This window comes from Streptococcus sp. NCTC 11567, from assembly GCF_902141215.1.
Taxonomy (GTDB): domain Bacteria; phylum Bacillota; class Bacilli; order Lactobacillales; family Streptococcaceae; genus Streptococcus; species Streptococcus dysgalactiae.
This window is the reverse complement of the sequence record NZ_LR595857.1, coordinates 384366-403539: the sequence shown is the minus strand read 5'-3', so window position 1 is coordinate 403539 and position 19174 is coordinate 384366. Positions and strand designations below refer to the sequence as shown.

The 19174-nt window shown below is 39.2% G+C and carries 24 protein-coding genes and 1 riboswitch; of the genes, 2 read left to right on the top strand and 22 right to left on the bottom strand.

Features of this window, described 5'->3' with window-relative positions:
- Positions 1–21: 21 nt before the first annotated feature.
- The 17 genes from FQT67_RS02185 to FQT67_RS02105 form a co-directional block, all read right to left on the bottom strand.
- Positions 22–963 carry a TIGR01212 family radical SAM protein gene (locus FQT67_RS02185; RefSeq protein ID WP_046176984.1) on the bottom strand — a complete coding sequence of 314 codons (942 nt, stop codon included), beginning with the start codon at positions 961–963 and terminating at the stop codon, positions 22–24.
- A gap of 176 nt (positions 964–1139) precedes the next feature.
- Positions 1140–1790: a phosphatase PAP2 family protein gene (locus FQT67_RS02180; protein ID WP_003058958.1), complete on the bottom strand. Its 651-nt coding sequence runs from the start codon at positions 1788–1790 to the stop codon at positions 1140–1142.
- A 4-nt stretch (positions 1791–1794) separates the two neighbouring features.
- Complete coding sequence (locus tag FQT67_RS02175) at positions 1795–2358, bottom strand: ECF transporter S component (protein WP_012766607.1); 564 nt, start codon at positions 2356–2358, stop codon at positions 1795–1797.
- Positions 2359–2436: 78 nt separating this feature from the next.
- Positions 2437–2561: riboswitch (FMN riboswitch) on the bottom strand.
- 351 nt (positions 2562–2912) lie between these two features.
- On the bottom strand, positions 2913–3458 hold the full coding sequence (locus tag FQT67_RS02170; protein WP_046176985.1) for a tRNA (cytidine(34)-2'-O)-methyltransferase: 546 nt from the start codon (positions 3456–3458) through the stop codon (positions 2913–2915).
- 191 nt (positions 3459–3649) lie between these two features.
- Positions 3650–3901 carry a membrane protein insertion efficiency factor YidD gene (gene yidD / locus FQT67_RS02165; protein ID WP_012766605.1) on the bottom strand — a complete coding sequence of 84 codons (252 nt, stop codon included), beginning with the start codon at positions 3899–3901 and terminating at the stop codon, positions 3650–3652.
- A complete protein-coding gene (locus FQT67_RS02160) occupies positions 3898–4620 on the bottom strand; it encodes a pseudouridine synthase (protein WP_003058993.1) in 723 nt (240 codons plus the stop codon). The genes yidD and FQT67_RS02160 overlap by 4 nt, the downstream gene beginning before the upstream one ends.
- A gap of 108 nt (positions 4621–4728) precedes the next feature.
- On the bottom strand, positions 4729–5292 hold the full coding sequence (gene scpB / locus FQT67_RS02155) for an SMC-Scp complex subunit ScpB (RefSeq protein WP_046176986.1): 564 nt from the start codon (positions 5290–5292) through the stop codon (positions 4729–4731).
- The gene (locus FQT67_RS02150; protein WP_003059030.1) at positions 5289–5996 is read right to left on the bottom strand and encodes a segregation/condensation protein A; all 708 of its coding nucleotides are present in this window, start codon (positions 5994–5996) and stop codon (positions 5289–5291) included. Before FQT67_RS02150 ends, scpB begins: the two co-directional genes overlap by 4 nt.
- Complete coding sequence (xerD, locus tag FQT67_RS02145) at positions 5996–6742, bottom strand: site-specific tyrosine recombinase XerD (protein WP_003059018.1); 747 nt, start codon at positions 6740–6742, stop codon at positions 5996–5998. The genes FQT67_RS02150 and xerD overlap by 1 nt, the downstream gene beginning before the upstream one ends.
- Positions 6739–7200, bottom strand: coding sequence for a cyclic-di-AMP-binding protein CbpB (cbpB, locus tag FQT67_RS02140; RefSeq protein WP_003061373.1), 462 nt, complete (start codon positions 7198–7200; stop codon positions 6739–6741). The genes xerD and cbpB overlap by 4 nt, the downstream gene beginning before the upstream one ends.
- Entirely contained in the window at positions 7197–7718 is a 522-nt protein-coding gene (locus tag FQT67_RS02135) for a metallophosphoesterase (RefSeq protein WP_003058964.1), read from the bottom strand. The genes cbpB and FQT67_RS02135 overlap by 4 nt, the downstream gene beginning before the upstream one ends.
- Entirely contained in the window at positions 7697–8683 is a 987-nt protein-coding gene (locus tag FQT67_RS02130) for a nucleoside-triphosphate diphosphatase (protein ID WP_046176987.1), read from the bottom strand. Before FQT67_RS02130 ends, FQT67_RS02135 begins: the two co-directional genes overlap by 22 nt.
- Positions 8680–9474, bottom strand: a complete 795-nt coding sequence (gene racE, locus FQT67_RS02125) for a glutamate racemase (protein ID WP_046176988.1) — start codon at positions 9472–9474, stop codon at positions 8680–8682. The genes FQT67_RS02130 and racE overlap by 4 nt, the downstream gene beginning before the upstream one ends.
- A gap of 179 nt (positions 9475–9653) precedes the next feature.
- Positions 9654–9896 carry a YneF family protein gene (locus FQT67_RS02120; protein ID WP_003049770.1) on the bottom strand — a complete coding sequence of 81 codons (243 nt, stop codon included), beginning with the start codon at positions 9894–9896 and terminating at the stop codon, positions 9654–9656.
- A gap of 526 nt (positions 9897–10422) precedes the next feature.
- On the bottom strand, positions 10423–11112 hold the full coding sequence (locus FQT67_RS02115) for a Bax inhibitor-1/YccA family protein (protein WP_003059008.1): 690 nt from the start codon (positions 11110–11112) through the stop codon (positions 10423–10425).
- 14 nt (positions 11113–11126) lie between these two features.
- Entirely contained in the window at positions 11127–11627 is a 501-nt protein-coding gene (locus tag FQT67_RS02110) for an HD domain-containing protein (protein WP_003061143.1), read from the bottom strand.
- Positions 11628–11665: 38 nt separating this feature from the next.
- The gene (locus FQT67_RS02105; protein ID WP_046176989.1) at positions 11666–12403 is read right to left on the bottom strand and encodes an RNA methyltransferase; all 738 of its coding nucleotides are present in this window, start codon (positions 12401–12403) and stop codon (positions 11666–11668) included.
- Between the two features lie 262 nt (positions 12404–12665).
- Here FQT67_RS02105 and FQT67_RS02100 point away from each other — a divergent pair, with 262 nt between their 5' ends.
- Both FQT67_RS02100 and yidC read left to right on the top strand, forming a co-directional pair.
- On the top strand, positions 12666–12944 hold the full coding sequence (locus tag FQT67_RS02100) for an acylphosphatase (protein WP_003058999.1): 279 nt from the start codon (positions 12666–12668) through the stop codon (positions 12942–12944).
- An 82-nt stretch (positions 12945–13026) separates the two neighbouring features.
- Positions 13027–13950, top strand: a complete 924-nt coding sequence (gene yidC, locus FQT67_RS02095; protein ID WP_003062080.1) for a membrane protein insertase YidC — start codon at positions 13027–13029, stop codon at positions 13948–13950.
- 209 nt (positions 13951–14159) lie between these two features.
- Here yidC and greA read toward each other — a convergent pair whose 3' ends face one another.
- From greA to FQT67_RS02070, 5 genes are all read right to left on the bottom strand, one after another.
- Positions 14160–14642 carry a transcription elongation factor GreA gene (gene greA, locus FQT67_RS02090; RefSeq protein ID WP_003046783.1) on the bottom strand — a complete coding sequence of 161 codons (483 nt, stop codon included), beginning with the start codon at positions 14640–14642 and terminating at the stop codon, positions 14160–14162.
- Between the two features lie 72 nt (positions 14643–14714).
- On the bottom strand, positions 14715–16322 hold the full coding sequence (gene mltG, locus FQT67_RS02085; RefSeq protein ID WP_143936363.1) for an endolytic transglycosylase MltG: 1608 nt from the start codon (positions 16320–16322) through the stop codon (positions 14715–14717).
- 111 nt (positions 16323–16433) lie between these two features.
- Positions 16434–16916 carry a GNAT family N-acetyltransferase gene (locus FQT67_RS02080; RefSeq protein WP_003058991.1) on the bottom strand — a complete coding sequence of 161 codons (483 nt, stop codon included), beginning with the start codon at positions 16914–16916 and terminating at the stop codon, positions 16434–16436.
- A 46-nt stretch (positions 16917–16962) separates the two neighbouring features.
- The gene (gene murC, locus FQT67_RS02075; protein ID WP_022554275.1) at positions 16963–18294 is read right to left on the bottom strand and encodes a UDP-N-acetylmuramate--L-alanine ligase; all 1332 of its coding nucleotides are present in this window, start codon (positions 18292–18294) and stop codon (positions 16963–16965) included.
- A gap of 43 nt (positions 18295–18337) precedes the next feature.
- Positions 18338–18943, bottom strand: a complete 606-nt coding sequence (locus tag FQT67_RS02070; RefSeq protein WP_003058983.1) for a hypothetical protein — start codon at positions 18941–18943, stop codon at positions 18338–18340.
- Positions 18944–19174: the final 231 nt, after the last annotated feature.

The following is a 19174-nucleotide window of genomic DNA, read 5'->3' as shown; positions in this document are numbered from 1 at the left end:
TTCTTCTCCTATCCAAATCTGTCATCCTTGGGCATATAGCTGTCGGTCAGCCTTACAGCCCTGCCAACTGCCACGTCTCTCCATTTCTTTGTCAATGGCATTCAGCACTTCCCACTTATTTAGGCTCCACATAGGGCCAATCAACATGTCACGTGGGGCATCCCCTGTGATACGATGAATCACAATATGCTTAGGAATAATTTCTAATTGGTCACAAATAATTGAAACATAGTCCTCTTGACTCAACAACTGCAAGCGTCCTTCATGGTAATCCCTTTGCATTCTAGTATTGGTCATCAAGTGTAACAAATGAAGTTTGATTCCCTGAATATCATTATCTGTCACACAGCGTCTGACGTTTTCTAGCATCATCTCATGTGTCTCACCTGGCAATCCATTAATCAAATGCGACACAATTTCAATCTTAGGGTATTGCCTTAACCGCTTCACCGTCTCTTTGTAGAGGTCGTAGGAATGAGCTCTGTTAATCATTTCAGATGTCTTTTCATAGGTCGTTTGTAAGCCCAATTCCACCGTCACGTGCATGCGCTCTGCCACTTCTGCCAAGTAAGCAATGGTCTCATCGGGTAGACAGTCAGGCCTTGTCCCAATGTTAATACCAACGACTCCCGGTTCATTGATGGCTTGCTCGTAACGTTCTCGAATCACCTCAACTTTATCATGGGTATTCGTAAAATTTTGGAAGTAAACCAAGTACTGCTTAACTTCTGGCCATTTACGGTGCATAAAGTCAATTTCTTTGTAAAATTGTTCCCGAATCGGGGCATCTGGTGCTACAATAGCATCTCCAGAACCTGAAACTGTGCAAAAAGTACAACCACCATGAGCCACCGTTCCATCACGGTTAGGGCAATCAAAGCCCGCAGCAATTGGTACTTTAAAAATTTTTGCCCCGAAAAGGGTGCGATAGTAATCGTTCAAAGTCTGGTATCGTTTCTTCATAACTCCTATTGTAGCATAAAAGACAAGCAGCAAGATTACCATCTTGCAGAAAAAACTGCTAAGACGGTATCAAAAAAAGAATATGACTAGCATTCAAAAGCTTACCCTTTTGACTACCAGACACATTCTTAATAATGATATCTCCAGACGAATATCTTTTCTGTTTTCTAAGTTCCCTAGTCCTGTTTCAAGAGGAATCGCCATTCAAAGCGTTTTTGATCATAACAAGGATAGAGGAAATGAAGAATCCCAAACCCTAAAATAAATCCTGCTAAGACATCGCTTGGATAATGGACACCCAAATAAACACGAGACAGGCCTATCAATAAGATCAGGGTCACAAACAAAGCATCTACTGCTACTTGTAGTGGTCTTGATTTGATGCGCTGATGGCAAACAATTAACAGACTTCCGAAAATCAACATACTCCCCATAGCATGACCACTTGGGAAAGAGAAACCACCAGCATAAACCAGGTGTTCAATGCTTGGCCTTGGTCGTTGATACAATAATTTAAAACTTGAAATCAATAAAGCAGCCACAAAACCGTTTGACAAAACCAAAAAGGCTTCCATTTTCCACTTTATGAAGAGGAAAGCAATAACTGATACAGTCACTACAAGAAGTTGTGTCGTTACATTTCCAAATACTGTGATGATCCTAAAAAAACGGGTCACGCTCTGAGGAAGCGTCCCCCTTATAGCAGTCTGAATACTGCTATCAAGCGACGTCAAACTCTCAGGGAAAAATTTAACCGTATAGCCAATCATGACAAAAATCAGTAGGGCAAAAGAAGCTATTAAAAAGTGGTTTTGTTTGTTTTTCATAATATTAGTGTTGATATCTTTCTAAAATAGACTTACTTGCAATATACACGAAATAGAAAGCAATTGCAAATATCAACCCCTCAACAAGGTTAAATGGAATCACCATAGCCACCATATACTTAGCAATCCCAATATAGGCACCAATATCAAAATTAGCAAATTTAGCATAGAGGGGAATCGCAAAAATATAATTGAGAACAACCATGCCAAACGTTAATAAACCTGTGCCTAGTAAGCTAGCAAATACATATTGACTAAGCGTTTTTTGACGGTTCCAAACTAAGGCAAAAGCCGTCACAAATAAAGCGATAGCGATAATATTCATTGGGAGACCAATAAAATCATTAACCCCACGATTGTTCAAAAAGAGTTTCAACAAGGACCTCAATAACAAAATCAAGTAAGCACTCTTTAAATCCATTAAAACCAAGCCAAGTAACACTGGTATGACACTAAACTCAATCTTTAGGAACTCAGCGCCAGGAATGATGGCAAAGCTAAATAGCATCAGAACAAACGAGATGGCTGAAAGGATGGCAACCATAACCATTTTATGTGTCTTTGACATTAAAAAATTCCTCCAATTTTTTCAAATTGAAAGAAGTTCCTTCGTAATTGTGTAGCCCAAAAAAGCCTACGCAAAAAACCCGGTCTTCTCTCATCCAGACTATACTGTCGGTTGTGGAATCGCACCACATCAGCTTGCGCTCGCGGACTTCTAGTTACCTAGTTACCGCCGGTCGGGAATCACACCCTGCCCTGAAGACACTTATAGCATAGCAAATTTATCACTAGATAGCAATAGGTTTGACTATTTTTTAAACAAAAAAAGAGCAGTTTCTTAACCTACTCTCTTTGTGTTTCAGTATTTTCGGATATGTGACCGTCTTACCATGCTAATATTCCGTCATCTTTATGAGGTGGTAACAATAAAGATATGACGAGGTGAGCTATGGTACCAACAACTCGTCAAGAAGTCACGCCATAACCGATTTACAGACTAACAGACATGACAATGCCGTCTACATGAGACGATGCGACACTATTTCTACTGGCTGGTAAAGCCTTCTCCCAAAAACCGTTTTCTCTAGAATTAACTTATTTTTCACACCGCAATCTGCTCTATTTTAACTTATCATGCTGATAAGTATGGGTCAAGTCAAGGCCTTTGAATTCCTGTTGTCTCAATGCTTCATAAACAACCATGCAAACCGTATTGGAGACATTCAAACTACGAACGTGGTCATCATTCATAGGAATACGCAATGCCTTCTCTGCATGTTCTCGCATAAATGCTTCCGGCAAACCCGTGTCTTCACGGCCAAACAAGAAATAATGAGGCTGATCATCAGCATAGGTTTCCTCAGAATAAATCTTGTCTGCAAACTTGCTAATCAGATGTAGTTTCCCCTGACATTGAGCAACAAAATCTTCTAAGCTATCATAAAAACGCACATCTAGCTTATCCCAGTAATCCAGACCAGCCCGTTTCATTTTACGGTCATCAATAGGAAATCCCATGGGTTTAATAATGTGTAAAGGTGCATTAGTTGCAGCACATGTTCTAGCAATATTACCAGTATTTTGTGGAATTTGTGGTCGAAACAAGACAACATGGTTACGACTATTTTCTTCTTTATAGGTTGGGTTAAGGATTTCTTTTCTCATGACAATCTCACTTATTCTTTTCATTAAAAAAACCACACTGCCCGGAGTCATGCTCAGCAAACAATGTGGTTGATGGTGACTCGCTAACTTAAATCATAACAGGTTTGATTTAAACCAACGAATACTTATTTGTTATTATAACACTTTAACAATGAATGTCAATCTATTTTTGCCAAAGTCCCGTCTTTTTTTCATTTTTTCAGAGCCTTATTATTTCTTTTTAAACTGAAATGATCAGGAACAGAGTCGTCACCACCAGCAACAAAGGGATGGCACCTCAATATTCTTGCTAATCCCATTAATACCCCTTTAGCTCCATGCTTTTCAATAGCAGTGATCATATAAGCTGAACACGTTGGTCGGTAACGACATGTTGGCGGAAATAAAGGGGAAATGTAACGTTGATAAGCTTTAACAGGTGCTACTAATAATGTTGTGATCATTTTTTGGTATTGGCCAAATTATGCAGTTGGCTAATTTCTTTCTTATTTAATCGTCTTGATTCACCTGGTCTTAAACCAGTCAACTCAAGAGTTCCAAAACGTGTACGGGACAATTTATCTACCAATAGCCCCACAGATTCAAACATTTTTTTAACCTGATGATTTCGTCCCTCATGAATTGTCAGTTCGACAATGGAACGATTCTTATCAGCTTCTACACGGATAATATTATAACGAGCCGGCTTCGTTTTCTTCCCATCAATCACCACTCCTCGCGTTAGCGGACGAAGATTCTCTTTCGTTGCAATCCCTTTGACACGCGCTAAATAAACCTTATCAATCTCATTTCTTGGGTGAATCATGGTATCAGTAAAATCACCATCATTGGTTAGAATAAGAACACCTGATGTATCCCAGTCTAAACGTCCAACAGGGTAAATCCGTTCTTTAACCTGAGGCAGTAAATCCAGTACCGTTTTACGGCCTTTGTCATCTGACACACTGGAAATAACACCGCGTGGCTTATTAAGCAAATAGTAAACCTTTTCCTCGTTGTAAATAGGACTTCCTTCTATTTCAACCACGTCTCCCGATTTAACAGTGGTTGCTAAATCCGTAATAATCTGACCATTTAAGGTGACTAGGCCTTGCTTAATCAGTTCTTCAGCCTTACGACGACTGGCAACACCCGCATGGGCAATGTATTTATTAATTCTCATTCTTTTTCTTCTTTCTTTTGGGCAACTGGTCGTCACGATATTACCAGTCAACTTGGGTAAGCCAAAGTCATATCCCTCTTTTTAAATGCCAAGGAACTCGAGTGAGACCTAGTCATTCTCAGTCTCCTGTTTGAAAAGAGCACTTTCTTCATCGGCTAATTCGATAGCTGACACATCCACTAACTGATCCAGATGATTAATTCCCATATAATCAAGAAAATAATCTGTCGTGGCATACAAGCGAGGACGGCCAATCACTTCTTTCTTTCCAGCTTCTTTTATGAGTTCAAAAGCTAATAACTTGGTTAAGGCACCACTTGAATTGACCCCTCGAATATCATCAATTTCTATCCGAGTAATAGGTTGCTTGTAAGCAATGATAGATAATACTTCTAAACTGGCACGAGATAAACTTTGATTGATAGGAGCCTTAGCATAATCTCGTAAAATATCAGCAAAAATTTCCTTGGTCACCAATTTATAAGTATTTGATGATTCCATTAAGCAAAGGCTAGAGTCTAAATCAGATTCATATTTTTGAGAGAGCTTTTCCAATTGTTGTTGTAAAGCTGTTGGAGGTAAAGAGAGCATGGTTGCTAACTGCCTTAGGCTCAATCCTTCTTCACCTGCAACAAATAGCAATGCTTCTATCTGTGACAAATAGCTCTTCATGGCATCTCCTTTCTCAAAATAATCTGACCAAAATTTGTGGCTTGTTCTACAATAACTAAGTGCATCTTGATTAATTCCAAGCTGGCTAGAAATAAGGTAATCACTTCGTTTAAGGACTGGCAATCGTCAAAGATAGCAGATAGGCTAACCACCTTATCCTTCTCCAGCCGTTTTTCAATCGACACCATCATGTCCTCAATTCGATAATCATCACGTTCAATCACCGTATGGTTATTTTTAAAGGCTTCTCGTTTAGCCGTCATGATTTTGGAAAAAGCAAGAAATAAATCCATCACGGTTTTGTCTTCTTGCAAAACAGCATCTTCAAAAATCAATTCTTGCTTGGGCTTTGAATAATATTTGGCCCGACGATTGTGCTGCTCAGCTAATTCCTGGCTAAGAGCTTTAAAACGACTATATTCTTCAATTTTATCCAGCAAGTCTTGCTCTAGATTGTCATCGTCTTGAGGTTCTTCGACAATTTTGGGAAGAAGACGTCTGCTTTTAATGAGCATTAATTGGCTTGCCATCAGCATGTATTCGCCAGCAACCTCTAATTTCATAGCCTGCAAGGTTTCAACGTAGGCAAGGTACTGTTCAATGACTTCTACAATCGGTACCTCGTAAATATCAACCTTGTACTTGGACACCAAATGCAGCAGTAAATCTAGAGGTCCTTCAAAATCTTTAACTTTTATATCCATTATGATTTGTAATATTTTTCTAAAGTCGCTGGGCTTTTCAATCCTAGAAACTGACTAAGCTCCATGATTGATTTTCCTCTCGACTTTTCCTTCAAAATAAACTGCTCCCGTAATTTTTGTGCGGTTAATTCCTTATACCCTATGCTTTCGAGAAATCCTTTTAGTTGGTTAAAAAACCACTGCCTTGAAAAAGCTTGACCTTGGTGTTCAAAGAGGTATCTCTTTTTACCATTTCGTTGTCTTTCTAAGAACGGGATAAGCTGGTGAGATAACGGCAATACACGAACACCTTTTGCTGTCTGTAACCTCAACACTTGGAAGGTTAAATCGAGATTCGCCACCTCAATACAGGCTAAATCACTCGGCGTCAATCCTAGTTCTAGCATCAACAAAGCGATTAACTGGCCCGCCGCCAAAGGAGTATCTTGGTAAAAACAGTCCCGATCAATTAGAGCAAGGTCTTGTTTGTTAGCTGTCGGAATCTTTGTTCGGTCCGTTATTCTAAAATAATAGCTCAAATGATTTTCCTGATACAAGTAATACAAAAACTGATTAACCGTAGATATCTTTCGTTTTTTAGCGGATGGGCTAATTGCCGATAAACTGTTTTGATAAAGGGACAATTTGTCCTGACTAATACGTTCCCCAACAACTTGAGAAAACTGCTGCAAATCGTATTGGTAAGCCTTTTGACTATTTAAAGATAAGGTTTTACTCGCAATAAAAGCTTCAATATAGGTTATCATTTTTTAGTAATGGTATAATCGTCTGTAAAATCATGCAGAAGGCTGTTGACTGCTTTTAAAATCGATTTTCGAGTGATAATACCGACAAAGCGCTCTTCTTGATCCACAACTGGCAAGAAAGGATAATCAACTAACTTATGCATGATTTCTGTTAAACTAGAAGTAATACTAATGGTTTCGATTTTGGTATTAACCATCTCTCCGATATCCGTTTGACGCATCTCCCAGTCAGTCAACTGTCCTTGAGCTTGATAAGTCATGATATCAGAGATGCTAATGGTGCCCACATATTTTTTCTCCCGCGTAATCACCGGAACTCTTGAAAACCCGTTGCTAACTAAGAGTAGCATCACATGGTCTGCATTATGCGTGTTAATAAAAATGGCTAAATCTTCCGCTGGAATGAGGTAGCTATCCAAATGACTCATTAAAAACGTTTCAAATTCTTTTGCGATCATCGTTTAAATTCCTTAGATAGTAATGGGTAAAGCTCATGTTGTCGGGTAAAATAGTTGACCCTAATAGTAGTATCTGTCACGTCAATACGGGCATAGAGTTTTTCATTGACCTCACCACGAGGTTGTGAAACAGATCCAGGGTTAACAAAAATCGTTTTCTCAACTTGCCAGGCTGCTGGACGGTGTAGGTGACCATATATGCAGAGGTCTGCCTCTGCTTCTTGAGCAAAATAGTCCAATTTATCCCACGTAAAATTAATGTGGTACAAATGTCCGTGTGTCTGAGCAATGGTAAGATTATCTAGTTGTGTGACGAGATCATCTGGGTAACCAGCGTCGTAATCACAGTTTCCTCCAACCACATAAATCCCATCCCAAATAGGGTCCGAACTTTTCAATTCAGAATCCCCATTATGGAAAATAGCATCAACTTGACCAAGATACTTATCTTTAATGGCTTGAACGATGTCTCGATCGCCGTGAGAATCACTCATTACTATGATTGTTTTGCTTGCCATATTGGAAAGACCTCCATTAATTTTCGAACAGCTTGACCTCGATGAGACAGGTGATTCTTTTCATCAGCCTCTAATTCTGCTGCATGACGTCCTGTCTCTCCTACAATAAAGAGAGGATCATAGCCAAAGCCGTTGTCTCCCTTAGGTTGTGTAGCAATGTAGCCTGGCCATTCAGCTTCAACAACCAAGCTATCTTTATCGGGAGCAGCTACTACCAACGTTGTATGGAATTGTGCTGAACGGTCCTTTTGATCAAAGACCATTGCTAACTCGTGTAATAATTTAGCATTGTTGCTATCATCAGTGGCATCTGGTCCTGAGAAACGCGCAGACCAAACCCCAGGTAAGCCACCCAAAGCATCTACTTTTAATCCCGAATCATCTGCCAAAACCATCTTCCCTGTTAAGCGTGAAATGGTTTCCGCCTTCAAGCGGGCATTTTCTTCAAAAGTGACACCCGTTTCTGCCACATCTGGCAATTTAGGATAATCGTTGAGATTTTCTACACGATACCCCAGGTCTCCAAACAAACGACGAAATTCTTTGGTTTTCCCCTCATTTCTGGTGGCAATTAAAAGAGTGTCCCCAAAACCATCCGTACTGGAAGCAAAAAACGCATCTGTTGATACACCACCCTCTGGGAGATAAACAGCAAGTAGTTGCCCATTTTCCATTAACAAAATCGTACCTGCATGGGGAATCACCTTAATCTCACGCCGTGTTTCTTGGTTAATCATATCGATAATAAAGGTGATGAGAGACAAATGAGACTGGTACCGCACCACTGAAACATCATAACCTTTAGGATTTTCCCAGTCTAACGTTGCGGCAATACCATCTAAAAGATCATCTATTCTTTTAATGTTCTCACAATCTATTCCCCACCCCGTAATCATATTATGACCGGTCATCTTTCCGATAAACCAATTGGTCTCGTCTTTGTATTCATAAATTTTCTCACTCATAAGGTCACATGCTCCACATCTATTTTTTGGTTTAAGCATACTGAGGCAATCTCTTGAAAGATTTCAGGACTTGCCGTTGTGTAAAAATGGTGTTTTACCTTTTCTTGACAGCGACTACCATTAATTTCAAAGTAGTTTAAAAGAACAGAAATATCCCGAACACATTCTGCCCCGCTATCGATCAACTTGACCGACGGCCCCATAACGTTTTGAATAATCGGACGAAGCAGAGGGTAATGCGTACAGCCTAGAACGAGCGTGTCAATTTTACCCACCAAGGGCGTCAAACTTTCATAGACGACTTTTTTAGCGACGCTAGAACGTATTTCATTAGACTCGACAATGGGGACAAATTTAGGACAAGCTAGGCTAGCCACCTCTACTGTTGGTGCTAGTAATTGAATTTTTTGACGGTAAATGTCCGAAGCTATTGTCATCGGTGTTCCAATCACACCAACCTGACCTTTGGTTGTCGATTTTATTGCTGCACTTGATCCAGGTAAAATCACACCTAAAACAGGGATGTCCAGAGCTTCTTTGACCTCTTCCCAAGCTACTGCTGTTGCTGTATTACAAGCAAAAACAATCATTTTCACATTTTTGGTCAGCAAAAAACGGACAAGATCCCATGTGTATTCTCTAATTTGCTCAGCAGGTCTTGGACCATAAGGGGCCCTAGCTGAATCACCAATATATACCACTTTTTCATGAGGAAGTTGCCGCATCAACTCACGAACTACGGTCAAACCTCCCACACCAGAATCTAAAAAACCAATTGGTCTTGTATCCATCACTACTACTTTCTTATTGACAACATGAAAAACTCAGTTGGTAATAGCCAACTGAGTTCCTTTTTAAACCCTGAACAGTTGACAACCCTAACTGACAAGACATGTTCTAACGAACATTGAAAATCAAAGACTGTTCACTCTTAACGATACTAACAAGGTTCCTTTATAGCAACTATTTCTTATTTTTTACCCTTAGCAACGGCTGCTTTTGATTGTTTCACAATATTACGGTAAGTTTGTTGGATTTTTGCTTCACTTGGTTTTTGCCCCATCTGGCTCATCATTTCACGAATAGCCTCTGGTGTTAAACGTGGGTGTTCACCAATTTCTTTTTCAATCTGTTTACGGGCAATAAAAATCCCACCAAAAACACCTACCCCAAGGGCAACAATAAGTAATAAAATCCAAATAGTTGTTGACATATCTATCTATATTCTCCTCGTTTTTAATCTTTTATAGTATACCAAAAAAAGGAAGAGTTTACAAATTAAGACATAGGCTTTTCACGACTTTCTCTTGCTTTTTTACAAGCATCATCTCGACTAACACAACCTTTTTCATAGAAGTCCTGTTATCTGATGACTCATATAGAAAGTAGAAAGAAGGGAGCGTTGAACTCTCTCTTCAGGTTGTAGAAAAAGAACCTCTAAGAGAATTTGTTTACCATGTCATCAAAAAATAGTATTACTTTTTACATTGTATTAGTCGTAGGCAAGCGAAATGAGTCCAAGCTCTATACTTTACGACGTAGCAAAAACGCCAGAAACATGACGTTTCTGGCGTTCAGAGATTTTAAGACCTAGGCTCAACATCTAGGTATGAAATCCCGTAGGGAGTTGCTACCGTCCGTGCCATCTAAGTCAAGTATCATGAAAAATAATAACTTTGAAGCAAGCAGACTTTTTCTTCAGTCTGAAAAGAGAGTGTTAAACATTTTCTTTTTCAACCTTAATCATTTCGTCCAAAAAGACGAAGAAGACTAATAAATAAGTTAATAAAGTCTAGGTACAGACTAAGGGCCATAGCTACCGCCCAGCCATCTCCAACCTGACCATTTGTCGCTTGATAAACACGTTTAATCATTTGATTGTCTGATGCGATGAGACCTGAGAAAATTAGCACGGAAATAATACTAATGACATAACTCATCATCCCACTACCAATAAAGAGATTAATCAGACTAGCTACAATAATCCCAATCAAAGCAGCAAACATAGCCTTCCTTAGACCGGTCATATCACGTTTGGTTTTCACACCAAGCACTGACATTGCAAAGAAAACAACAGCAGAGGAAACAAAGGCTTGAAATACAGTTGTTTGTGTGTAAATAGCAATAATAAAACTAAGCGTGAAACCGTTTAAGGCAGAATAAATGAGAAAAAGAGGCAAGGCAGCGGGTGTATTTTTACGAGCAGCACCACTTGCCACAAAAACCAAAATTAACTCAATAATCACAGCCCCATAGTAGACCATGGGTTGATTAGCAATGATAGATACGAGGTTGTCTCTAAAAGGGTAAAGCATCAAATAAGAAACAAAGGCTGACAGGCCAATTCCCATCCCTACCAGACTATAAATCTTTGCAAAAAATTGATTTAGTCCCGCATCGGATTGCGTGTAAATGACATGATCGTTCATAAAATCTCCTTTACTCAGCGATTGTGACTTTGAAGTGTCTTACGACGTAAAAACCGTCGATTCGTCCATTTTTGCCTCAAGGGGGTTGCAGCCTCCTTAACAGCCCAATATTTATCGACCAGAGTCACAATATAGCTTTCTTTATAGCGTGGAAAAGCGACCGTTGCTCCCCACATGTGTTTTAAAATAATATCTTCTTCTTTTTTATTGAGTTCTGTCAATTTTTTTGCGTTTCGTACAGCAATACGCGGATGAACCCAGGCATGACTCTTGTTGAACTTGGTCACTCGCCAATCATAATAAAAGAAGTCATGGAGTAATCCTCCTCTGGCAGTGCTTTTAGCATCCCAGCCAAATCGTTTAGCCAACTTATAACTTGAATAAGAAACGTTTATAGAATGTTCTAGACGTGTCGAATGGTGGTGCTGAACAATACCTTCTAATTTTTGGAAGCGAGGATGAGCGATCAAATGACCAACATGTTCCATGTATTCTTTATCTTCTGTATAATGCATATTTTAATCACCTCACACCTCCATTATAGCATATTAGCTTAAATGAAGCTGAAAATGAGGATTCCTGCCGCTACAGCAACATTTAAACTTTCTGCCTGACCTGGCATTGTGATGTGAACCAATTGATCAGCTAAGGTTGTCATTTCAGCACTAATGCCCTGTCCTTCATTCCCCATGACCAATGCAAAACTCTCTTGGTGTGGAACTGTTTTGTAGTCAACAGAGACTTTTGATAGTGTCGTCGCTAAAACCGGGGTGTTATGTTCTTGCATTTCCCGACAAATTTTGTAGATATCTGTCCGCCAAATGGGAAGATGAAAGTGACTTCCTTGCATAGAACGTAGAGTCTTTGAATTGTAAACATCTGCTGATTTTTCTGAAAGAAACACCCCATCAAATCCAGCAGCGTCTGCTGTACGAATGATGGTACCTAGATTACCTGGGTCCTGAACATCTTCTAAAATCAAGTATTTCCCTTGGTAGTCTGTTGGAAAGGCTAACTGGGGCATGTCGACCTCAGCGATAATCCCTTGAGGGCTGGGGGAGTCTGTTAATTCTTTTAATACGTCTGCACTAACAAGAACCACTTTTTCTTGATCAGCGACACGCTCAGCCAATTCTTCTAGAACAAAAATATGTCGAAAACCTTGACCAGATTGTTGAGCTTCTTCAAAAAGGTGCCATCCTTCAATTAAATAGGAGTACTGGCGATGCTTCTTCTGCAGTAATTTTTTCGTTTGTTTAATCAGTTGATTTGCTTTTGATGTAATAACCATGCGCCTATTATACCATACACGTCAACATTTTAAAGCACTAACTTCTTAGATGATTAAGCTTTGGTCAGTTCAATGTTTTAGACCTAAAAGACTATCTTCTGATACGATGTTTAAAATATAGGCCAATCTCATTTACGGTTAGCCCTGCCGACTATCTCGTTTATGTCTTCTTGTCTTTAGTAAAAGTAACAGAAAGTAGGCAATTGGCTGAAGGGATTTCCTGTTAAGCATGTGGTATAATAAAGCCAAGGAGGGATTGCTGATGAAAAAAGTTCGCTTACTGGTCTCTGGACGTGTACAAGGTGTTGGTTTTCGATACGCTACCTATGCTTTAGCTCTAGACATGGGAGATATTTATGGCCGTGTTTGGAACAATAGCGATGGGACCGTTGAAATTCTGGTCCAATCAAAAGATTCCGATAAAATAGCCAAATTTATTCAAGAAGTCCGCAAAGGACCATCCAAATGGGCAAAAGTCACTTATGTAGATGTTACCATGGCTAATTTTGAAGACTTTCAGGACTTTCGAATAAGCAATTAAAAATCGGACTTCAGAACTATTGTGAATTTCTGAAAAAAACAGTAAAATAGATAAGTATATTAAAAATTAAAGGATAAACACATTGAAACTAAAATTAAATCGCATTCTCTTTTCAGGACTAGCTCTGTCAATTCTATTCACTTTGACAGGCTGTGTGGGAAGAGACGCTCACGGAAATCCCAAAGGTATGATTTGGGAATTTCTTGGAAAACCCATGTCATATTTTATTGATTACTTTGCAAACAATGCCGGACTAGGTTATGGACTTGCTATTATCATTGTTACCATTGTTGTGAGAACGCTTATCTTACCTCTGGGACTTTACCAATCTTGGAAAGCAAGTTATCAATCTGAGAAAATGGCCTTCTTGAAACCCGTTTTTGAACCAATCAATAAGCGTATCAAACAGGCAAGTAGTCAAGAGGAAAAAATGGCTGCCCAAACAGAATTAATGGCCGCTCAGCGTGCCCATGGGATTAATCCTCTTGGAGGTATCGGGTGTTTACCTCTTCTCATCCAGATGCCATTCTTCTCTGCCATGTACTTTGCCGCTCAATACACTAAAGGGGTATCGACAAGTACCTTTATGGGCATTGACCTTGGTAGCCGTAGTTTAGTGTTAACAGCAATTATCGCTGCTCTTTACTTCTTCCAATCATGGTTGTCAATGATGGCCGTTTCAGAAGAACAACGCGAGCAAATGAAGGCGATGATGTACACCATGCCTATCATGATGATAGTCATGTCCTTCTCCCTTCCTGCAGGTGTTGGTCTTTACTGGCTAGTTGGTGGTTTCTTTAGTATCATTCAACAGTTAATCACCACTTACATCTTGAAACCTCGATTGCATAAACAAATTGAAGAAGAATACGCTAAAAACCCGCCTAAGGCATACCAATCAACTTCTTCTCGTAAGGATGTTACTCCTTCACAAAACATGGAACAAGCTATTTTGCCTAAAAAAACAAAATCAAACCGTAACGCTGGAAAACAACGAAAACGTTAATTAGAATAACTGAAAAAGGCTAGACCTAAATGGTCCTAGCCTTTTGATTTGCTATTCGTTAATACCAGAAAGACATCAGCAAATCGCTAGTTTACCTGATATCAATGCTATTACTTAACCCCATTGTCAGACCACCTCATAAGACTGTACAAAAAAAGCCATTAGCAACCAAAACACTTAGTGGTTAGGCAAATAATGACTTCATCTGATTAATTTGTTTTTTCAACGCTGATGATTTCAACATCATAAGTAGCTGCTGGTGATTCAATTCTAACCTTGTCACCTGTTTTTTTACCAATTAAGGCTTGTGCAATCGGACTTTCATTGGAAATTTTACCTGAGAAAATATCTGCTCCTGCAGCACCAACGATGTGGTAAGTGTCTTTGTCTGTCGTACCAACTTCTTGAACCACAACAGTTTTACCAATGGCAACTTCATCTTTAGCTACTGCATCACTATCAATGATCTCAGCGTAACGGATTTTTGTTTCCAAAGTTGAAATTTGACCTTCCACAAAAGCTTGTTCATCTTTAGCAGCATCATACTCAGAGTTTTCAGAAAGATCTCCATATGAACGAGCAATTTTAATGCGTTCCACAACTTCTGGGCGACGAACAAGTTTTAATTCTTCTAATTCTTTTTCAAGTTGTTCTTTTTCAGTGAGGGTCATTGGATAGGTTTTTTCAGCCATAATCGTTCTCTTTTCTTTTTCTTTTTAACTAATCAGAAATACAAACATGATGCCTAGGCATCATGTTTGTATTTACTGAATTTGACTATTTACATATTTCTCAACATTTGCGGAATGCTCTTCAAATGTTTTTGCGTAGTAGACTTCACCAGTATGGACATTGGCCACAAAGTATAAATAATCCGTTGAAGCGGGGTTTATCGTTGCTTCAATAGCAGAAAGACCTGAGCTATCAACCGGACCAGGCATCAATCCTGTATTGGTATAAATATTATAAGGAGAATTGATGGTTGTGTCAATAGCAGCGTCTTCAGCTAAAGTTGTTTTTTGACCAAGTTTTCCCATAGCATATAAGATTGCAATATTTGACTGCAAGGCCATCCCATTATTAAGTCGATTGTAAAAGACACTTGCAATTTGACGTCGATCATCGTCGGTGAAACCTTCTTTTTCAACTAAAGAAGCCAAGGTTAAAACATCATTAACTGACTTGCCACTTGCAGCGATTTGATCGTAATAAGGTGCTAAAGTAGCATCTGTAGCTGCTAACATGTCATCAATAAGACTCTCTAATGTGGTTTCTTCGTAATAATTATAAGTTGCAGGGAAAAGGTATCCCTCCAAACGGTAAACAGCTGCTTCCTTTGTTGGAATACTTCCCAATAATCTTGGGTATTTCTTGACCATTTTTTGAATAAAAGTCTCATCTGCCACTAAATTCAAGAAATCTTTTTCATGAAATGGTGTTTTAGCTTTTTGGTCTTTTCCTTTGCTATTGTGTTCAACAGCTTTGGCAATTTGCTTGATGGTATATCCTTCTGGGATAAGGATTTTGCCTAGCGCGGGTTTGGTTGGCTCTGCTGTTCCACCTTCTTGTAAAGCTTTAGCAATTTCTTCTAAACTCATGTTTTTTTGCAAATTATAATAACCGCTTTGGAAATTGGTAAAGTTTTTGAATTTCGTGTAAAAACTAAAGACGGTACTATTTTTAATCAAGCCTTCTTTTTGGAGAATCTGACCAATTAATTTATTACCAGATCCTGAAGGAATCTCAACTTGAACAAACTCCTTACTGTTTTTATCAACAGGGTTAAGGGCGCTATAAACATACACCGTTCCTGCTAAACCGACAGCTAAAAGAGCAATGATAATGGAACTAATCAAAATAGTTGAAATCTTTTTCGCCATGCGATCTGTCTGTTGGCGTTTATTTACTGTTCGTCTCACTGCTTCGCCTTTCTCAGTTCTTACTTCCTCCTGAGTCATATCAGAAAAAGCGTCTTGTCTACCGACTTCTTCTCGACTTGTTTCCATATCTGCTGCAGATGCAGGTGGATTCTCTGTTTCCAGATTCTTATCAACAGTTTCATTATTAGCCTCTGTTGATTCTGGTATACTTTGATGTTCAGGGTATGAGAGAGAGGGATCGCCAGCTAACTGATCATCTGATTGGGGATTCCCTGTCGCTGTCTCTTTTTTCAAATAATCCTGTCTCTTATACTCAGCATAAAGCTGGGCTGTACGCCGAGCAGCTTCTTTTGCCTCTTGTTCTTTTTGAAAAAGCTCTTCTTCTTTTTCTTTTCTGATTTGATTTGCTTTTTCCAACTCAGCAAGAATCTGCTCTTTAAAGCTTCGTTGCTGGTTTTTGTACTCATCATCCTTAAAATCGGTCAAAGCCAATCCTCCTAAATATAATCAACCGCCATTATAACTTAAAAGCCTTATAAATGCAATTAAATCACGCGTTTGTTACTTATTCTTAACAAATAATGACCGATGATGATATGACTTTTAAGTGTGCCAAAACATTTGATACCAAATAGCTCCACCATGCTCTGATTCTGAGAGACCTTGATTATGGAACCCATTCATCTCGTAGTAAGGGATAAGGTAATCATGACAAGTCAAAATAATACCATCTCTACGCTGAGCTACTGCGAGATCTTTCATTGCTGCCAAAAGAGCGATCCCAATTCCTTGTTGTTGGAAAGCCTTATCAATCGAAAGGCTAGTGATGGCAATATAGCCACCACTTACAGGATTGCTTTTAACATGATGAAAAAGATGATCTTCTAAAATAGGCTTAGCCATAACTGGTCCTTCGATGTAACCAACAATTTTTTGATCAATAAGAGCCACTAAAAAAGTATCGGGAATAAGGCGAATCCGTTCTCCAATAGCTTCTTTTGTCGCCGCTTCTTGTGGTGAAAAATTATCACGTTCAATAGCAGCAATAGTCTCCCAATCAGCTTCTTGGACCTGTCTAATAAGCATCAAAACCTCCTTTAGGACGATAAAACCTGCCTAGGGCAGGAATTGTTTATTGATTATTTTTGGTTAAGTTTGCCAACAATTCTTCGAAAGACCGTTCATACAACTGGATATCTCCAGCTCCCATAAAGACATAAACCGCATTGTCATGGTCAAGAAGAGGCGATACATTATCCACAGTAACGATCTTAGCAGGCTTAGTCAGCTTAGCAGCTAAATCTTCGACCTTAACCTCTCCTTTATCCACTTCACGAGCAGAGCCGTAAATTTGTGCTAAATAGACGCTATCCGCTTCGTTCAAGGCCAAGGCAAAGTCATCCAAGAGAGCAATAGTTCGCGTAAAGGTATGAGGTTGAAAAATGGCTACAATCTCTTTATTTGGATATTTTTGTCTCGCAGCATCAATGGTCGCAACAATTTCTGTCGGATGGTGAGCAAAATCATCAATGATAATCGTCTCATTAATTAATTTCTCAGTAAAGCGACGTTTGACCCCTGAGAAAGTTTTCAGGTGTTCTGCCACAAGTTCCATATCGATACCAGCAACAAATAGATTAGCAATCACTGCCGTTGCATTCAAGATATTATGACGACCATAAGCCGGCACATGGAACCGACCAATAATTTGACCATCATGTTTCACTGTAAAATCAGAGCCATGGGTGGTGCGAGCAATATCAGATGCCACAAAGTCATTCCCCTCTTCAAAACCGTAGTAATAAATCGGAGCGTTAGCTGTGATTTTCTTTAATTCCTGATCTTCACCGTAGACAAACAAGGCTTTCTTAACCTGTTTGGCATAATCATTAAAGGCGCTTCGCACATCATCAATCCCTGTAAAATAGTCAGGATGATCAAAATCAATATTGGTAATGATGGAATATTCTGGATGATAAGGCATGAAATGACGCTCATATTCATCTGATTCGAAAACGAAATATTGTGCATTGGCTGAACCACGGCCAGTGCCATCTCCAATCAAGTAGGAAGTATCCGTAATATTCTTTAAGACATGGGACAATAATCCTGTGGTTGACGTTTTCCCATGAGCACCTGCCACACCAAAACTAATAAACTGCTTCATAAAGTCTCCTAAAAACTCATGATAGCGTTTGAATGGAATCTCATGTTGGATAGCATAGGCAACTTCATTGTTATTATCTTCACGGAAGGCATTTCCCACGATAAGTTCCATATCTTCGGTAATGTTATCTTCGCTAAAAGGAAGAATCGTGATTCCAGCTTGTTCTAAGCCTCGCTGGGTAAAATAATATTTTTCAACATCACTCCCTTGAACCTTATGTCCCATTTGATGCAACATAAGAGCTAGGGCACTCATTCCAGATCCCTTAATTCCAATAAAATGATAGGTTTTTGACATCTTAACTCCTTTGTAATCCTACTTGCGCCTGATAAAAATCCCCTTATTCAAGGTCTTCGAATCGGCTTAGGTTAAGCTCTTGCGCAATTGTCTTTTCACGTTGTTCTCTAGTTTCTTTGTTATTATAAATTTGGCTACGCTTCAAAAAATCGTAATTATTCTTCTTTGCTGAACCTTGATGTGATGGATTGTCAGGCTCTTTATACTCCCGAGGAAGCTCTGCTAAAATATAATCTTCTTGATGCAGTTTTTCGGTAAAGCGACTCATCTCAGTTTCAGGCCTCTGTTTAGGCAGAACTGATTCAGCAGGACGTTTTGTCTTTGGCACTTGCTTAGGAACATAAGTCATCTCTTTGGCAAGATAAGCCTGTCTTTTTTCCTTAAGATCTTGTTTTGCCTTTTTGCGTGCCTCTTTGGCATAGCTACGACCTTCGTTGATGGTTTGAAGACGCTGATGAGAAGAAGAGCTTTGATGAGACATGACTTGGTCTGCAAATTGGTAATTTTTTGTGACATCATCATAATCCTTGTCTTGATAATAGCCATGGATATTAGTGATGAGGTCTTCGTTCTCGTATAAAGCCATCTGCTTGGCTGTATCAATAATCGGAACACCATCTGCAACCAGAGGAAATTGAGTATTTGTCATCCTTTTTCTGCTTCTCCCTTCATGTAGCATTCCCTATTATAGCGTAATTACTCTTATTTTTCAAAGTATTCCTATAGAATTCTGCTTGAATAAAACACTTGGGTTGTACGTCAAGAGACGACATCGCGTGCTTTTTCCCTTACTTGTTACTAGTTTCACTAGGCGAAAGTAGTTCTTGCCATCAATTTTGACTCTCGACATCAAAAAAGTCAGTTTCTTTAACGAAACTGA

Excerpts from the sequence above, each read along its gene's own strand:
- FQT67_RS02185 (WP_046176984.1), bottom strand. The coding sequence starts at position 963 with ATGAAGAAACGATACCAGACTTTGAACGATTACTATCGCACCCTTTTC.
- FQT67_RS02180 (WP_003058958.1), bottom strand. The coding sequence starts at position 1,790 with ATGAAAAACAAACAAAACCACTTTTTAATAGCTTCTTTTGCCCTACTG.
- FQT67_RS02175 (WP_012766607.1), bottom strand. The coding sequence starts at position 2,358 with ATGTCAAAGACACATAAAATGGTTATGGTTGCCATCCTTTCAGCCATC.
- FQT67_RS02170 (WP_046176985.1), bottom strand. The coding sequence starts at position 3,458 with ATGAGAAAAGAAATCCTTAACCCAACCTATAAAGAAGAAAATAGTCGT.
- yidD (WP_012766605.1), bottom strand. The coding sequence starts at position 3,901 with ATGATCACAACATTATTAGTAGCACCTGTTAAAGCTTATCAACGTTAC.
- FQT67_RS02160 (WP_003058993.1), bottom strand. The coding sequence starts at position 4,620 with ATGAGAATTAATAAATACATTGCCCATGCGGGTGTTGCCAGTCGTCGT.
- scpB (WP_046176986.1), bottom strand. The coding sequence starts at position 5,292 with ATGAAGAGCTATTTGTCACAGATAGAAGCATTGCTATTTGTTGCAGGT.
- FQT67_RS02150 (WP_003059030.1), bottom strand. The coding sequence starts at position 5,996 with ATGGATATAAAAGTTAAAGATTTTGAAGGACCTCTAGATTTACTGCTG.
- xerD (WP_003059018.1), bottom strand. The coding sequence starts at position 6,742 with ATGATAACCTATATTGAAGCTTTTATTGCGAGTAAAACCTTATCTTTA.
- cbpB (WP_003061373.1), bottom strand. The coding sequence starts at position 7,200 with ATGATCGCAAAAGAATTTGAAACGTTTTTAATGAGTCATTTGGATAGC.
- FQT67_RS02135 (WP_003058964.1), bottom strand. The coding sequence starts at position 7,718 with ATGGCAAGCAAAACAATCATAGTAATGAGTGATTCTCACGGCGATCGA.
- FQT67_RS02130 (WP_046176987.1), bottom strand. The coding sequence starts at position 8,683 with ATGAGTGAGAAAATTTATGAATACAAAGACGAGACCAATTGGTTTATC.
- racE (WP_046176988.1), bottom strand. The coding sequence starts at position 9,474 with ATGGATACAAGACCAATTGGTTTTTTAGATTCTGGTGTGGGAGGTTTG.
- FQT67_RS02120 (WP_003049770.1), bottom strand. The coding sequence starts at position 9,896 with ATGTCAACAACTATTTGGATTTTATTACTTATTGTTGCCCTTGGGGTA.
- FQT67_RS02115 (WP_003059008.1), bottom strand. The coding sequence starts at position 11,112 with ATGAACGATCATGTCATTTACACGCAATCCGATGCGGGACTAAATCAA.
- FQT67_RS02110 (WP_003061143.1), bottom strand. The coding sequence starts at position 11,627 with ATGCATTATACAGAAGATAAAGAATACATGGAACATGTTGGTCATTTG.
- FQT67_RS02105 (WP_046176989.1), bottom strand. The coding sequence starts at position 12,403 with ATGGTTATTACATCAAAAGCAAATCAACTGATTAAACAAACGAAAAAA.
- FQT67_RS02100 (WP_003058999.1), top strand. The coding sequence starts at position 12,666 with ATGAAAAAAGTTCGCTTACTGGTCTCTGGACGTGTACAAGGTGTTGGT.
- greA (WP_003046783.1), bottom strand. The coding sequence starts at position 14,642 with ATGGCTGAAAAAACCTATCCAATGACCCTCACTGAAAAAGAACAACTT.
- FQT67_RS02080 (WP_003058991.1), bottom strand. The coding sequence starts at position 16,916 with ATGCTTATTAGACAGGTCCAAGAAGCTGATTGGGAGACTATTGCTGCT.
- murC (WP_022554275.1), bottom strand. The coding sequence starts at position 18,294 with ATGTCAAAAACCTATCATTTTATTGGAATTAAGGGATCTGGAATGAGT.
- FQT67_RS02070 (WP_003058983.1), bottom strand. The coding sequence starts at position 18,943 with ATGACAAATACTCAATTTCCTCTGGTTGCAGATGGTGTTCCGATTATT.